At 72.9% G+C, this 14,403-nt stretch carries 13 protein-coding genes; 2 read left to right on the forward strand and 11 right to left on the reverse strand.

Annotation, left to right across the window (positions count from 1 at the left end):
- Nucleotides 1-1,330 (reverse strand): tetratricopeptide repeat protein (locus KME77_RS06120; protein ID WP_219462791.1); only part of this gene is annotated, 1,330 nt, incomplete at its 3' end.
- A gap of 106 nt (nucleotides 1,331-1,436) precedes the next feature.
- On the opposite strand from KME77_RS06120, the gene KME77_RS06125 reads away from it, so the two are divergent.
- Together KME77_RS06125 and KME77_RS06130 are read left to right on the forward strand one after the other, a co-directional pair.
- Nucleotides 1,437-3,581, forward strand: coding sequence for a hydantoinase/oxoprolinase family protein (locus KME77_RS06125; RefSeq protein ID WP_219462793.1), 2,145 nt, complete (start codon nucleotides 1,437-1,439; stop codon nucleotides 3,579-3,581).
- A complete protein-coding gene (locus tag KME77_RS06130) occupies nucleotides 3,574-5,247 on the forward strand; it encodes a hydantoinase B/oxoprolinase family protein (protein ID WP_219462795.1) in 1,674 nt (557 codons plus the stop codon). The genes KME77_RS06125 and KME77_RS06130 overlap by 8 nt, the downstream gene beginning before the upstream one ends.
- On the opposite strand, the gene KME77_RS06135 is transcribed toward KME77_RS06130, so the two are convergent.
- From KME77_RS06135 to KME77_RS06180, 10 genes are all read right to left on the reverse strand, one after another.
- The gene (locus tag KME77_RS06135; protein ID WP_219462796.1) at nucleotides 5,217-5,759 is read right to left on the reverse strand and encodes a Uma2 family endonuclease; all 543 of its coding nucleotides are present in this window, start codon (nucleotides 5,757-5,759) and stop codon (nucleotides 5,217-5,219) included. The genes KME77_RS06130 and KME77_RS06135 overlap by 31 nt on opposite strands.
- 97 nt (nucleotides 5,760-5,856) lie before the next feature.
- Nucleotides 5,857-6,492 carry an adenosylcobinamide amidohydrolase gene (locus tag KME77_RS06140; protein WP_308250572.1) on the reverse strand — a complete coding sequence of 212 codons (636 nt, stop codon included), beginning with the start codon at nucleotides 6,490-6,492 and terminating at the stop codon, nucleotides 5,857-5,859.
- Complete coding sequence (locus KME77_RS06145) at nucleotides 6,489-7,262, reverse strand: ABC transporter ATP-binding protein (RefSeq protein ID WP_219462798.1); 774 nt, start codon at nucleotides 7,260-7,262, stop codon at nucleotides 6,489-6,491. The genes KME77_RS06140 and KME77_RS06145 overlap by 4 nt, the downstream gene beginning before the upstream one ends.
- A complete protein-coding gene (locus KME77_RS06150) occupies nucleotides 7,259-8,218 on the reverse strand; it encodes a FecCD family ABC transporter permease (RefSeq protein WP_219462813.1) in 960 nt (319 codons plus the stop codon). The genes KME77_RS06145 and KME77_RS06150 overlap by 4 nt, the downstream gene beginning before the upstream one ends.
- 56 nt (nucleotides 8,219-8,274) lie before the next feature.
- The gene (locus tag KME77_RS06155) at nucleotides 8,275-9,243 is read right to left on the reverse strand and encodes an ABC transporter substrate-binding protein (protein ID WP_219462800.1); all 969 of its coding nucleotides are present in this window, start codon (nucleotides 9,241-9,243) and stop codon (nucleotides 8,275-8,277) included.
- A gap of 226 nt (nucleotides 9,244-9,469) precedes the next feature.
- Nucleotides 9,470-10,333 (reverse strand): Gfo/Idh/MocA family protein, encoded by an 864-nt coding sequence (locus KME77_RS06160; RefSeq protein WP_219462802.1) that lies wholly within the window; start codon nucleotides 10,331-10,333, stop codon nucleotides 9,470-9,472.
- A 67-nt stretch (nucleotides 10,334-10,400) separates the two neighbouring features.
- Nucleotides 10,401-11,204, reverse strand: a complete 804-nt coding sequence (locus KME77_RS06165) for an SDR family NAD(P)-dependent oxidoreductase (RefSeq protein ID WP_219462804.1) — start codon at nucleotides 11,202-11,204, stop codon at nucleotides 10,401-10,403.
- Between the two features lie 22 nt (nucleotides 11,205-11,226).
- A complete protein-coding gene (locus KME77_RS06170) occupies nucleotides 11,227-12,417 on the reverse strand; it encodes a cytochrome P450 (RefSeq protein WP_219462806.1) in 1,191 nt (396 codons plus the stop codon).
- Complete coding sequence (locus tag KME77_RS06175; protein WP_308250573.1) at nucleotides 12,414-13,370, reverse strand: phosphotriesterase family protein; 957 nt, start codon at nucleotides 13,368-13,370, stop codon at nucleotides 12,414-12,416. The genes KME77_RS06170 and KME77_RS06175 overlap by 4 nt, the downstream gene beginning before the upstream one ends.
- Nucleotides 13,355-14,122 carry a phytanoyl-CoA dioxygenase family protein gene (locus KME77_RS06180; RefSeq protein ID WP_219462808.1) on the reverse strand — a complete coding sequence of 256 codons (768 nt, stop codon included), beginning with the start codon at nucleotides 14,120-14,122 and terminating at the stop codon, nucleotides 13,355-13,357. The genes KME77_RS06175 and KME77_RS06180 overlap by 16 nt, the downstream gene beginning before the upstream one ends.
- Between the last annotated feature and the right edge of the window lie 281 nt (nucleotides 14,123-14,403).

Below are 14,403 nucleotides of genomic sequence, written 5' to 3' on the forward strand. Positions count from 1 at the left end.
CGTCCGCGGCGGCGGCCACCGCCGCGGCGACCGGTGGCGGTGGCGCCGGCGGCAGGTCCGGCCCGCTCCCGAGCCCGTCCTCGGCGGGCACGCGGCGGCGCCGCCAGAGCAGGAACACCCCGGCGATCGCGGCCAGGAACAGCACCGCGGCGGCGGCGATGAACGGCCACAGCGGCATCGACCGGGGTGCCGGTGACACGGCCTGCTGCTTGCCCGCGTCCTCGGGCCCGCCCCGCTTCTGCAGCGCGATCTTCAGCAGGTTGGCCGCGACCAGGTTGCCCGGGTACAGCTCCAGCACGCGCTGGAAGCCCGGCGCGGCCTCGGTGTAGTACTTGGTGTGGTAGCGGGTCAGGGCCGCCTCGAAGGCGGCGTCGATGGCCCCGCGGCGTGGCGCGACCCCCGCCCTGGCCAGCGCGGCGCTGATCTCCCTGACGCCGATCATCCGGGCTTCCTTGCCGCCGCCGATCAGCATGCCGATGACGTGGCCGTCCTTGTCGCCGATGATGGGCGCGCCGAGCAGGCCGCGGTCGGCCAGGCCGCCGAGCTTCACCGGCTCGTCGACCTTCTTCTCCGGGTCGGAGAACTGCCGGCCGGCGTCGCCGCCGCCGCCTCCCTTGCCCAGGTGGGCGATCTCGACGGTCTCCTTGACCTCGGGGCCCGGCCTGCCGAGGAAGCCGGCCACGTTGGTGGGCGAGCCCTGCTGCTCGGGCACCTTGTCGGCGAGCGGGGCCGTGGGCATGCCGACGCTGCCGATGCTCCTGCTGGTGACGGGCGTCAGCACGGCGGGGCTGTCGGGGGTGGAGCCGAGCTTGACGATCTCGGCCTTGAGGCCCTTGGGGTCGGGCGGGGAGACGTTCGGGAAGATCGTGACGTTGGTGGTGACCTTGACGATGCAGGTGGCCAGCTTCGTGTAGGGCGGGTAGCACTCCTCCAGGTGGTGGTTCTTGATGTCGTCGCCCTTGACCTTGTGCCGCTTGAAGTCCTGGGGGATCTTCACCTTGTGGTGGTCGGCGAAGACCTTGTTGGCCGCCCAGATCCGGACGTCCTTGTCGGTCTTGACCACGCGGGTGAGCGTCACGATGGCGCCGTCGGGGTTGACCACGATGCCGGTTCCCACGCCTATGGGCAGGTCGTAGGAGCGTTCCACGTGCAAGAGCTCTCCCACGTGGTCGAGGAGAGTGATTTCGACGTGGGAGGAGGCTTCCACGCGTACAACGGCCGGGGTCACCAGGTCGGTGATCCCACTGGGGTGCTCGTGCGCCGCCGCGGGCAGCGCGAACAGCGCGAGGGTCGCCGCGATACCCCCCGCAAGAGCTGTGAGACGCGCCATCTCCGCTCCTATTTTGCAGTAATAGAAATAAGGGTCCCAATCACCTGCCGGAAGTCAAGAGATACGACCGTAGACAAGCGCTTGCTCGGGCATCTACGGTACCTGAATGGGCTTCGCTATCGGCGTGGACGTCGGCGGCACGTTCACCGATGTGGTCCTGCGCGGCCCGGCCGGCCAAGTTACGGTCGCCAAGTGTTTGAGCACCCCCTACGACCCCATCGCCGGAATCGTCACCGGCGTTACACAGGTTCTCGCCGATCTTGACCCTTCGCTGGTCACGCGGGTCGTGCACGCCACGACGCTGGCCACCAACGCGGTCCTCGAACGCAAGGGCGCGCGGGTCGCCTTCGTCACCACGCGCGGCTTCCGCTCGGTCGTCCCGCTGGGCAGGTACGCGCGGGTCGAGGAGGACCGGTACGACCTGCGCTTCACCCCGCCGCCCCCGCCCGTGGCCGCGGGCGACTGCTTCGAGGTGACCGAACGCGTGTCGGCGCGCGGCGACGTCCTGACGCCCCTCGACCTGGGGTCCGTACGGGCCGCCGCGGACGCGATCACCCGGCGCGGCATCACCTCGGCGGCGGTCTGCCTGCTGCACTCCTACGCCAACCCTTCGCACGAGCGGCAGGTGGCGGCCCTGCTCCGGGAGAGCGTGCCGGACGTGGTGGCCTCGTCGGAGGTGTGGCCGGAGATCCGCGAGTACGAGCGGGCCACCACCACCATCATGTCCGCCTACATCGGCCCGCTCATGGCCTCCTACCTGTCGCGGCTGCGGGACGAGCTGGCCGCCCTGGGCGTCGTCGCGCCCGTGCACGTCATGGAGTCCGGCGGCGGCGTGATCTCCGCGGAGCTGGCCGCCAGGCGGGCGGTCGCCACGATCGAGTCCGGGCCGGCGGCCGGGGTGCTGGCGGCCGCGGGCGCCGGGTTCGCGGACGTGATCTCGTTCGACATGGGCGGGACGACCGCCAAGGCGTGCGTGGTGCGCGGCGGGCGGCCGGAGATCACCCACGAGTTCCACGTGGGCGGCAAGGGCAGCTTCGGCGGGCGCCGCGCCGGGACCGGCGTGCCGATCAAGACGCCCGCCATCGACCTGGCCGAGGTGGGCGCGGGCGGCGGCAGCCTCGCCTGGCTGGACGCGGCCGGCGCCCTGCGGGTCGGCCCGCACTCGGCGGGCGCCTCCCCCGGCCCCGCCTGCTACGGCCTGGGCGGCTCCGAGCCGACCGTGACGGACGCGAACCTGGTGCTCGGCTACCTGGCCACGGCCTCCATTCCCCTGTCGCCCGCGCTCGCGGAGAAGGCGCTGGACCGGCTGGCGGGGCCGCTCGGCGTGTCCAGGGCCGAGGCGGCGCACGCCGTGCACGAGATCGTCAGCGCCTCGATGGCCTCGGCCGTGCACGTCGTGACCGTGCAGCGCGGGATCGACCCGCGCGGGTTCGCCCTGGTGGCGTTCGGCGGGGCGGGGCCGACGCACGCGGCGCGGGTGGCCGAGCGGTTCGGGATCGCGACCGTCGTCGTGCCCGCCTGCTGCGGGGTCGCCTCGGCCGCCGGGCTGCTGGCCGGGGACCTGTCGACGGACCGGGTGCTGTCGCGGCCGGGGGCCGGGGACCCGGCCGAGGTGTTCGCCTCGCTGACCGCCGCCGCCACCGCCGACCTGGGCGTCACCGGCGCGGAGGTGCGGGTGACGCGGTCGGTGGACGCGCGGTTCAAGGGACAGTCGCACGACCTGAACGTGGCGTGGAGCCCGTCGCGGGAGGAGCTGGAGTCGCGGTTCCGCGAGCGGTACGAGCAGGTGTACGGGATCGCGCAGCGGGGCGAGGTGGAGATCGTCAGCTACCGCGTCCGCGTCACGGTGCCGGCCGCGGGCGACGGCGAGACCGCACCCGCGCCCGCCCCCGTGCCTCCGCCCGTGCCTCCGCCCGTGCCTCCGCCCGTGCCTCCGCCCGTGCCTCCGCCCGTGCCTCCGCCCGTGCCTCCGCCCGCGCCTCCGCCCGCGCCTTCGCCTTCGCCGGGGACCCCTGCCCCGGGTGCGCCGATCACCGTCCGGCCCGCCTACTTCGCCCCGCTCGACGGCCGGACCCCCGGCGGCTACGTGGAGGTCCCCGTCCACTCCCGCGCCACTCTCCCCACCACGCTGCCCGGCCCGGCGATCGTCGAGGACGCCGAGTCCACCATCGTGGTCCCGCCCGGCTGGAGCGCCGCCCTGAGCCCGTCGCGGGCCGTGCTGCTGACCCGCGCGGAGCGCGCGGATGCATGACGTCCTGACCGCCGAGGTGCTGCGCAACGCGCTGGTGGTGGCCGCCGAGGAGGCCAGCATCGTGGTCGTGCGCTCGGCGTACTCGACGTTCATCGTGGAGGGCTCGGACGCCTCGGCCGCCGTCCTGGACGCGCGCGGGCGGCTGGTCGCCCAGTCCATGGCCACCACGCTGATGAACAGCATGGCGCTCAAGGTCGCCCTCCCTGAGCTGCTGGCGGACGTGCCGCCGCGGACGATGCGCCCCGGGGACGTGTACGTGCTCAACGACGCCTACCGGGGCGGCGTGCACACCAACGACCTGCTCGTCTACCGGCCCGTCTTCGTCGCCGGCCGGCCCGAGTACTTCGCCGCCACCATGATCCACGTGTCGGACCTGGGCGGCCTGTCCGCCGGCGGCATGGCGCCGCTGGCCACGGACATCTTCCTCGAAGGGCTGCAGCTTCCCCCCGTACGCCTGGCCACGTCCGCCGGTCTCGAACCGGCCGTGGAGGCCGTCCTGCGCGCCAACAGCCGTACCCCGGACAAGGTCATGGGCGACGTCCGCGCCCTCGTCGCGGGCACCGCCGTCGCGGCCGCCCGGCTGCGCTCGCTCATCGAGGAGTACGGCGAGGAGGGGCTCGCGGCGGGCATCGACGACTACCTCGACTACACCGAGGCCCGCACCCGCACCGCCCTGGCCGACCTCCCGAAGGGCCGCTTCGAGGCGTCGTACCCGATCGACGACGACGGCATCAACCCCGGCGAACCCCATCACATCCGCGTGGCCGTCACCCTGGACCCGAGCCACGCCGTGCTGGACTTCGCGGGCACGGATCCGCAGGTCCCGGCCGCGATCAACGCCTCGGCCTCGCAGTCGCTGGCCGCCGCCGTCTTCGCGGTGCGCTGCTTCCTCGACCCCACGATCCCCATGAACGACGGCTGCCTGCGCGCGATCGACGTGCTCCTGCCCGAGGGCTCGCTGCTCAACGCCCGCTCCCCGTACCCGTGCGGGGGCAGGTACGTCCCGATCTACGCCGCCATGGAGGCGGTCTTCCAGGCGCTCTCGGACGCCGTGCCGGAGCGGGCCATCGCCGCCAGCGGCATCCTGCAGCCGTTCTCCATCGCGGCCGTGGGGGCGCCGTACTGGATCCACCTGTCGTACGACTTCGGCGGCGTGGGCGCCCGCCAGGGCCTCGACGGGCCGGACGCGACGGGCGTGCACTTCGGCATCGGCCGCAACTCCGTCCCCCAGGCCGAGCCGGTGGAGAGCCGCTGCCCGCTGGTCGTCGAGTCGATCGAGACCATCCCCGACTCCGGCGGCCCGGGCCGGCACCGCGGCGGGCTGGGCTCGCGGACGGTGTACCGCTTCCTGGCCGACTGCCACGTCACCACCCGCGGCGACCGCCTCCGCCTCCCGCCCCCCGGCCGCGACGGCGGACTGCCCGGCCGCGTGGGCGGCTTCCACAAGCGGCACCTGGACGGGTCGGTGGAGCGGCTGGCCGCCAAGGTGAACAACGTGCGCTTCGCCGCCGGGGAGGCGTTCGTGGTGGAGACGACGGGCGGCGGCGGCATCGGCCCTCCGGCCGAACGGGCCCGCGAGGCGATCCTGGCCGACCTGGAGGCGGGCCGCGTCACACCACGGGGGGCGGCCGACGACTACGGGTTCGAGCGCTGCTCCAGCAGGTAGGCCGGGTCGAAGCTGACCGGGAACGGCGCCGCCGGAGCGGCTGGGGTGCCGGCTCGGTGAGTCGTCGGCGTTCCGTAGGAGTCGCCGTCGAGCTCGTGGACGTGGAGCACCGGCCCTTCGTCGACCTCGACACGCCAGTAGGCGGGGATGCCCGCCGCCGCGTACGCGGCCGTCTTGAGGTGCCGGTCACGTGACCTGCTGCACGAGCTGACCACCTCCACGGCGAGCAGGATCTGGCCGGGCTCCACCATGAGCGCCATGGACCGCACCGCCGCGCTCGGCACGACGACCACATCGGGGATGTAACAGTCCCTGTCGCCGACACGCACGTTCACGGGGGGCAGGGGCTCCATCTCGGGCGGGGCCGCGCTGCCGAGGACATACAGCAACTGACCGACGACCCTCTGGTGCAGCACCGCGGGGGCGGGGCTCACCAGGAGACTCCCGTCGAAGAGTTCGTAACGGTAGCCGTCGTCGGGAAGCGCGAGCAGGTCGTCCACGGTGAACGGCATGCAGGGAAAGATTCCGCGCCTCCAGGGCGGCGCCATTTCGTTCACCGGACCAGTATCCGGAATCTCGCTCTCGCCCACATGCCACTTGCACTTTTCGTCACCGAAAGTCACGGGGACGCCACGCTTCGGCGCCCCGTAAGACGGCCGCGTGGGTGGCCCGCGCCAGCCTGGCGCCCCATGTCGACCGTGGCCCGCCGAAAATCTCCGGCTCCCCCGCCGCGCGCACCGCCAGGCACAGCGCGTCCGACGCCGTCCCCGTGCACGGGAAGCCCGCCTCCAGCAGAGCCTGCGTCTTGGCCTCCGTCATCGTCATCACGGCGTTGACCAGGGCGGCGTCCGTCATGGCCACCGGCAGCCGGGCCATCAGGTTGATGGTCCCCACCTCGGGCGCCAGCTCCGGGTCGGCGGACCCCTCGGGGGCGGCGGCCCAGGTGGGGACGCGTAAGCCGACCGTGGCGACCACCTCGGCTCCCCCGTCGGCCGCCCGCGCGTACCGCTCCACCGAGGCGGCCGTCATCATGCCCACCCCGTCGCCGGCGGGGGCGAGGCAGGACAGGTGCTCGGCCGGGTCCATGCGCGAGTAGCCGGCCACCACCTGGGCGTTCAGGACCCACGACCGGACGCCGATCCCGCCGCCCAGCAGCGCGGAGGAGATCATCCGCCATCCGGGCCCGGACTCCCACAGCAGCGCCCCCAGCCGCGTCCCGTCCTCGACCCGGTACCAGAGCCTCACGTGGCCCCCCTGAGCAGGTGCACCACGGGCCGCCCGCCGGGGCCGGGGGTGATCTCCACGCGCGCGTCGAAGTGCTCGCCGACCAGCTTCCCGGTCAGCACCTGGGCGGGCGGCCCGGTGGCGACGGCGTGCCCGTCGGCCAGCAGGAGCAGCCGGTCGGCGTACTGCCCGGCCAGCGTCAGGTCGTGCAGGGTGGTCACCACGGTCAGCCCGTCGGCGACCCTGAGCCGGTCCACCAGCTCCAGGACCTGCTGCTGGTGGCCGAGGTCGAGCGCGGTCGTGGGCTCGTCGAGCAGCAGCGCGGGCGCCTCCTGGGCGAGCGCGCGGGCCAGCACGACGCGCTGCCGCTCGCCGCCGGACAGCTCGCCCACGCGGCGGGCGGCGAAGCCGGTCAGGTCGAGGCGTTCCAACACGGACGCGGTGACCTCGCGGTCGCGGCGGCTCTCCCTGCCCAGGTAGGGGATGTACGGGGTACGGCCGAGCAGGGCGTAGTCGAGGACGGTCATGTCGGGCGGCAGCGAGGGCGCCTGCGGCGCGTACGCGACGAGCCTGGCCCGGTCGCGCGGCCGGAGCGTGGCGGCGGCCCGGCCGTCGACGACGACCGTCCCCCGGTGGCGCACGAGGCCCATGACGGCCTTGAGCAGCGTGGACTTGCCGGCGCCGTTCGGGCCGATGATCGCCAGCCATTCGCCGCGCCGCACCGAGAGGTCGACCCCGGTGAGCACCTCGCGCTCGCCGAGCCGTACCGACAGGGCGGAGACCTCGATCATGTGGCGCTCCGCCGGGTCATGCGTAGCACGCCCACGAAGAACGGCGCCCCCACGAACATGGTGACCACCCCGATGGGCAGCTCGGCGGGCGCGATCACGGTGCGGGCGAGCAGGTCGGCGAGCACGAGGAAGGCCGCCCCGCCGATGAGGGACAGCGGCAGCACGATCCGGTACGAGCCGCCCGCCAGCCGCCGCGCCACGTGCGGGATGACGATCCCGACGAACCCGATCAGCCCGCTCACGGCCACGGCCGCCGCGGTGGCCAGGGAGGCGGCCAGCAGGACGGCCAGCCGTACGCGGGCGGCCCGCAGGCCGAGGCTGGTGGCCTCCTCGTCGCCCACGGACAGCACGTCGAGCACGCGCCCGTGCGCCAGCAGCAGCACGGCGGAGACGGCGGCGTACGGCAGGACCAGCCAGAACTGGTCCCATCCGCCGCCCACGTCGCCGAGGATCCAGGAGTAGATGCGCTGCAGTTCCTCGACCTTGAACTGCTGGATGAACGTCTGGATCGCGGTGAGGAAGGAGGTGACCGCCACCCCGGCCAGCACCAGCGTGGCGGTGCCGCCGGCCCGTCCGGCCGTGTTGCCCAGCACGTACGCCAGGAACACCCCGCCGACGGCCCCGACGAACGCCGCGACCGGGACGCCGGCCGCGGACGCCGGCAGCAGCACGATCACCACGGTGGCGCTCAGCCCGGCCCCGGCGGCGGCGCCGAGCAGGTACGGGTCGGCCAGAGGGTTGCGGAACACCCCTTGGTAGCCGGCCCCGGCCATGGCCAGCAGCCCGCCGACCACGGCCGCGACCAGCACCCGGGGCAGCCGCAGCTCGAACAGCAGCCCCTGCTCCACGGGCGCGAGCCCGGAGTCCACGCTCACGTACGGCAGCCAGTCGGCCGCCTGGAGCACCACCTGCCACGGCGAGATGTCGGCGGCCCCGCCGAGCAGCCCGGCCACCATGGAGAGGGCGAGCACCGCGAGTGCGCCCGCCACCCACCAGCCAGAGCGGGTTCTCACTAGCCGTTCGTGGCCTTGGCGACCGCGTCGCCGATCGTCCGCGCCAGGTCCGTGATCCGGGGTCCCCAGCGTGAGGCGATGTCGTCGTCGAGCTGCACGACCTGGGAGTTCTTGATGGCCGACAGCCCCTTCCAGCCGGGCCGCTTGGCCAGGGTGTCCTTGCTCTGCTGACAGCACTTGACGTCGGCCAGGAAGATCAGGTCGGGGTCGGCCTGGGCGACGAACTCGGCCGACAGCTTGGGGTAGCCGCCCGCCTGGTCGGGGGCCTTGTCGGCGATGTTGGTGAGGCCGAACATGCCGTAGATCTGCCCGATGAAGGTGCTGGACGTCGCCGCGTAGGGGGTCTGGTCCAGCTCGTGGTAGTAGGTGAGGTTCTTGTCCTTGGGGGCGCTCGCGGCGAGCTTGTCCAGGGACTCCTTCATGCCGGTCACCACTTCGCCGGCCTTGGCGGTGTTGCCGGTGGCCGCGCCGAGGTCGGTGATCTCGTCGTAGGCCTCGTCCAGCTTGGTCGCGGCGGGTTCGAGCAGGACGGGGACGTTCAGCTTGCCCAGCTCGGCGACGACCTTGTCGATGTCGTCGGAGACGATCACCAGGTCGGGCTTCTGGGCGACGATGGCCTCGACGTTCGGCTTGAAGCCGGACAGGTCCGTCTTGGGGGCGCTGGCCGGGAAGTTCGACTGGTCGTCCACCGCGACGACCTGCGGGCCGGCGCCGATGGCGAAGAGCGTCTCGGTGTGGGTGGCCGAGAGCGAGATGATCCGCTCGGGCCTCTTGGCGATGGTGACCTCGCCGTTGCCCGCCTCCACCGTGACGGGGAACCCGGAAGCGGAGGAAGCTGGGGCGGAGGAGGGCGGGGCGGAGGAGGGCGGGGGCGCGGCGGGGGTGGCTGTCGTGCTGGTCTGACCGCATCCGGCCAGGACGAGCGTTCCCAGCAGCGCGCCCGCGAAGGCCATGCGTACGGGCCTCACGAGAAGTCCTTTCACACTGTCGGAACCGAGAGACCCGCGTCGATCGACGGATCACCCTTTTCCACGAGGGTTGATGACGTCAGCGCGGAGGCAGGCGACCTGGCTATGACAGTTGCGGGACAGCGCCGGACTCGCACCGGACTTCGCTGCGGCTCTGCGCGTCAGACAAACGCTATCAATGCTCCGGACGAGCCCGGCGTCAAGGGGTGCCCTTGACGCGGGGGCGTCAGGAGGTGGCCAGTTGGGACTCGGCCTCGGCGAGGATCCGCTGGATCCTGAGGCCGTGGGCGGCGTCGAGGGGGTGGCCGCCGCCGTTGCGCACGGTCTGGGCGAACTCCTCGGCGACCCTGGCCAGGGGGTCGTCGTCGCCGCCGCGCAGCAGCATCGCGTTGCCCGTCTTGCCGTACACCGCGAACGTGGCCGGCGGCAGGTCACCGGCCGCCGCCATGCACATGGACGCCTCGCTGACCGCGCCGCTCTCGTGCTCCAGCAGCATGCCGAGCCAGCCGAGCGGGTTGCCGTGGGCGCGCACGCCGGTCACCGGGCCGAGCGCGGCGTCGAGCAGGTCGATCACGTGCGGGCCGACGTCGAGCAGCGCGCCGTGCTCCAGCCGCCACGGCGTGCCGAAGGGGTGGCCGCCGAGCAGGACGCCGGAGACGTTGGCGGCGTGGCCGCCGAACGGCTCGATGTCGCGGCAGCGGGCCAGGAACACCCTGGCCGCGGCGGTGTAGCGCAGGGTCAGGACCATCTGGGAGGCGACGCCAGCCTCGCCCACGGCGTCGGCGAGGCGCTCGGCGCCCTTCAGCGTGTCGGCGAGCGGCTTCTCCAGCAGCAGCGCCTTGCCCGCCCGCGCCGCGCGCACGCCCAGCTCGGCCTGCACGTACGGCGGCACGCAGAAGGCCACGGCCTCGCACGCGTCGAACAGTTCCTCGACCCGCCCGAACACCGGCACGCCCAGCCGCGCGGCCGCCTCGGGACGGCGGGCCCACACGCCCGCGAAACGCACGTGGGGGCTCTTGGCCAGCATCGGCGCGTGCGCCCGCTCGGCCCACGGCCCCGCCCCGATCAGTCCGACGGACACCGGTTCCATTCGTCCCCCTCTGGTCGAGATCACCTTATGGCTTCGACGCCGGGGTCGCACATCGGGACAAGGGGGGTTATTCGCTGTCCTGCCGCCACTGGCGCAGGGCGTGCTCCGGGCGGTGGGCCAGGGTGCCGGAGTCGATGACGACGGTCTGCCCGGTGATGCAGCGCGCCTCGTCCGAGGCGAGGAAGGTGACCAGGCCGGCCACGTCCTCCGGGGTGCACGCCCAGGGCAGCAGGCGTTCGGCCGCCTTGTCCGCGAGGCGTTCGGGTCCGAGGGCCCGTTCGGCGGCCTCGGTGAGCACGAGGGCGGGCGCGACGCCGTTGCAGCGGATGCCGCGTGAGCCGTACCGGGTGGCGACGAAACGCACGAACCCGGTCAGCGCCGCCTTCGACGTCCCGTACGCGACGTGGGCCACGTCGCCCGTCATGCCCGACACCGAGGAGGTGATCACGAACGCGCCGCCGTCCGCCATCACCGGGGCGCCGTGCTTGACCATGAGCAGGGCGCCGCGCAGGTTCACCGCCATCGTGCGGTCCCACACGGCGACGTCCAGCGACTCCAGGTCCTGGTCGCGGCCGTAGGTGCCGCGGCCGAGGGCGGCGGCGTTGGAGTGCACGACGTCCAGGCGGCCGAAGGAGGCCAGCAGCTCGCCGATCGCCGTCTCGACCTGCTTCTCCTCGGAGACGTCGCAGGTGAGCGCCACCGCGGTGCCGCCGTGGGCGCGGATGGCGGTGGCGACCGTCTTGGCGCCGGCCGCGTGGACGTCCAGGACGCCGACGCACGCGCCCTCGGCCGCCAACCGTGTGGCGCAGGCGGCGCCGATGCCCGAGCCCGCGCCGGTGACCAGCGCCACCCGCCCGTCGAACCTGCTCACCGCCGTGTCCTTCCCGAGTGGCTCACCACTCGACCCTCAGGCCGGTCAGCCCCCGGCCGACGATCGACTTGCGGTACGTGATCGGCTCCCCGGCCAGCCTCAGCCCCGGCAACCGGCGGCCGAGCACGTCGAGTGCCGTGCGCAGTTGCAGCCGCCCGAGCGCGGCCCCCACGCAGAAGTGGATGCCGTACCCGAACACCATGTGCGCGTCGGCGTTGTCCCGGTCGATCACGAACCGCTCGGGCTCGGGGAAGACGCTCTCGTCGTGGGCGGCGGAGTCGGTGGACAGCAGCACCAGCGACTTGGCGGGGATCGTCACCCCGTGCAGGGAGATGTCGGTCGTGGCGTACCGGAACGACCCGAGCGAGGCCCCGTCGATCCGCATGCACTCCTCGACCGCGTTCTGGACCAGCGGCGGCGGCACCGGCCAGGCGCCCTCGCGCAGCAGCCGCAGCACGCTGTTGCCGAGCTGGTTGGGCACGGTGTCGTTGCCGCCGAGCAGGATCGTGGAGATCAGCTCCACCACCTCGCGGTGGCTCAGCTCCTTGCCGATCAGCGAGGTCATGAGCGAGGTGAAGTCGTCACGCGGCTCCGCGGCCCTGGCGGCGACCAGCCGGTCCACGTACTCCAGGTAGGTCAGGAAGCTGTCGGCCAGTTCGAGCTGCCGCTCGGGCGGCTGCGGCGACAGGAAGAGCTGGAACCAGTCCTTGACGTGCGCCTGCACGAAGCCCTCGTCGGCCTCCGGCACCCCGATGAACCGGGCGGTCAGCTTGATCGACGGCTCGTGCCCGATCTCGGCGACGAAGTCGGCCTCGCGCTTGCTCTCCAGCCGGTCCAGCAGGTCCTCGTTCAGCTGCCGGAACCGCTGCTCCATGGCCGAGACCGCGCGCGGCGTGAACGCCCTGGACACCGAGCGCCGCAGCCGGGTGTGGTCGGGCGGGTCGACGTTGGCCACGAAGCTGGACAGGAACGAGCCGTGCTCGCCCAGCCTGTCGCGGGTCTCCTGGGTGAGGCTGCGGGAGATCGTCAGCGAGCCCTCAGAGGAGAACCTCCTCGGGTCGCCGTACGCGGCGCGCACGTCGGCGTGGCGGGTCAGCACGTACGCGCCGAGGTGCTCGCTGCGGAACACCGGCCGCTCCCGGCGCAGCCCGCGCAGGAACTCGTACGGCGAGGCGACGTGCCAGTCGGAGCCGACGTCGAAGTCCTCGATCATGCGAAGATCCTCCGGGGGTTGTCGACGAGCATCTGGTGGATCTGCTCCTCGGTGACGCCCCTCTTGCGGAGTTCGGGCAGGACGTCGCGGGAGATGTGCAGGAGGTGGTAGTTCGGGTGGCGCTGCCGGACGACGTCGGGGTCGAACCGGTCGTTGAAGCAGTACGAGTCATGACTCAAGACCATCTGGCCGGCGTGGCCGCGTTCGCACATCTCCGCCACGACCCGCACCCGGTCCTCGAACGGCGAGATCGTCTCGATCCCGAACCGGTCCATGCCGAGGAAGGACCCATTGGCCGCCAGCTCCTCCAGGTAGGCGACGTCGGTGGAGTCGCCCGCGTGCCCGATGACCACCTTGCGCAGGTCGGCGCCACAGGCTTCGAGCAGCCGCTGCTGCTCCAGCCCGCCCCTGGAGCCGCTGTGGGAGTGCGTGGTGATGGGCGTCCCGGTCTCCACGTGCGCCTCGGCCACCGCCCGGAACACCCGCTCGCACCCCTTGGTCATCCCGAGATGGTCGGAGGCGCACTTGAGCATGCCGGCCTTGACCCCGGTGCGCCCGATCCCGTCGCGGATGTCCCGTACGAAGAACTCCGCCAGCCGGTCGGGCCCGCCGAACAGCGACCCCGGCCCCCGGTTGCCGAAGTACGGCGGGAGGGCGTCGTAGGTGTAGAGGCCGGTGGCGGCCACGATGTTCACCGACGTCAGCTCGGCCACCCGCTGGACGGCCGGCACGTACCTGCCCAGCCCGATGACCGTGAGGTCCACGATCGTGGTGATCCCCTCGGCGGCCAGGTCGTCCAGCTTCGCCGCCGCCTCCCGCGCCCGGGACTCCAGGTCCCAGCCCTCGGGGATGTCCGGCCAGTTCCACAGGATCTCGGGGCTGAGCCCGAAGACGTGCTCGTGCATGAGCGTCGCGCCCAGGTCGGCGACGGGGCCTCTCACGGTCTCAGGCACGGGAACCTCGGGTGCTCGAACGGCTTGTTCACCTCAAGGCCCAGCTCGTCCGTCTGCTTGTACGGCGTGCCGGTGTAGAGGGCGTCGGCGTCGAAGTAGGTCACGGTGAACGACAGCCGCGGCCGGTCCCGCTGGTTGGCCGGCGCGCCGTGGACGGTCAGCGCGTGGTGCACGGTCGCGTCCCCCGCCGCCAGGTCCAGCGGCGGCGAGACCTCCAGTTCCTTCAGCCACGGGTGCTGGCTGAGCTGGTCGTCCCCGGCCCGGGTGAAACTGCGGCCGAGGATCCCGTACCGGTGGGAGCCGTCGTAGAAGCGCAGCGACCCCATGTCGGCCGGGACGTCCGCCAGCGCCAGCCACACGGTCAGCATGGCCGAGCGGTCCATGGGCATCCACGGGAAGTCCTGGTGGAACTCCGTGGCGGCGTGCTCGCCGGGCTCCTTGACCAGCAGGTTCGTCACCTGCACCCGCACGGCCTCGACCCCGCGCAGCAGCCGGGCCGCGTTGCGGCCCATCGCGGGGCTCAGCGTCAGCGCCCGGAACGCCTCGTCGCTGTCGGCGACGTCCCGCGACTGCCCGAACGCCTGGTCGACGAGTGTCCTGTGCTCCCTCTCCCGCTGCCGGAGGTGGCGGGCGGCCCGCTCGCGCAGCAGCGCCACGGTCTCGCCGTCCACCAGGCCCGGGAGCCGCACCCATCCGTGGTCGTGGAAGAAGCTCACCTCGTCGTCGGACGCGGCGCGTACGGGGATGTCCATGCCCGCCAGTGTGCCATTTGACCAAGCGCTTGGTAAGAGCTTCGGGTGGCGGCGGGGGCGGCCTGCCGTACAGGATGGAGGTTAGCAAGCGCTTGTTAGGTGCGGCGAGCAGAGGAGGAGCCCGTGCGGCGGTTCAGGTTCGGAGCGGTGGTGCGGGGCGCGGAGTCGGGCAAGGCGTGGGCGGACAAGGCGAGGCGGCTGGAGGGCGCCGGGTTCGACGTGCTGCTCGTCCCCGATCACCTCGTCGGCCCGCGGCTCGCGCCCGTCGCCGCGCTGGCCGC

Source organism: Nonomuraea rhizosphaerae, assembly GCF_019396405.1.
Taxonomy (GTDB): domain Bacteria; phylum Actinomycetota; class Actinomycetes; order Streptosporangiales; family Streptosporangiaceae; genus Nonomuraea; species Nonomuraea rhizosphaerae.

What these genes read in the sequence shown, in the direction of transcription:
- KME77_RS06125 (WP_219462793.1), top strand. Translation starts at nt 1,437, where the DNA reads ATGGGCTTCGCTATCGGCGTGGACGTCGGCGGCACGTTCACCGATGTG.
- KME77_RS06130 (WP_219462795.1), top strand. Translation starts at nt 3,574, where the DNA reads ATGCATGACGTCCTGACCGCCGAGGTGCTGCGCAACGCGCTGGTGGTG.
- KME77_RS06135 (WP_219462796.1), bottom strand. Translation starts at nt 5,759, where the DNA reads ATGCCGTTCACCGTGGACGACCTGCTCGCGCTTCCCGACGACGGCTAC.
- KME77_RS06145 (WP_219462798.1), bottom strand. Translation starts at nt 7,262, where the DNA reads ATGATCGAGGTCTCCGCCCTGTCGGTACGGCTCGGCGAGCGCGAGGTG.
- KME77_RS06150 (WP_219462813.1), bottom strand. Translation starts at nt 8,218, where the DNA reads ATGGTGGCCGGGCTGCTCGGCGGGGCCGCCGACATCTCGCCGTGGCAG.
- KME77_RS06160 (WP_219462802.1), bottom strand. Translation starts at nt 10,333, where the DNA reads ATGGAACCGGTGTCCGTCGGACTGATCGGGGCGGGGCCGTGGGCCGAG.
- KME77_RS06170 (WP_219462806.1), bottom strand. Translation starts at nt 12,417, where the DNA reads ATGATCGAGGACTTCGACGTCGGCTCCGACTGGCACGTCGCCTCGCCG.
- KME77_RS06180 (WP_219462808.1), bottom strand. Translation starts at nt 14,122, where the DNA reads ATGGACATCCCCGTACGCGCCGCGTCCGACGACGAGGTGAGCTTCTTC.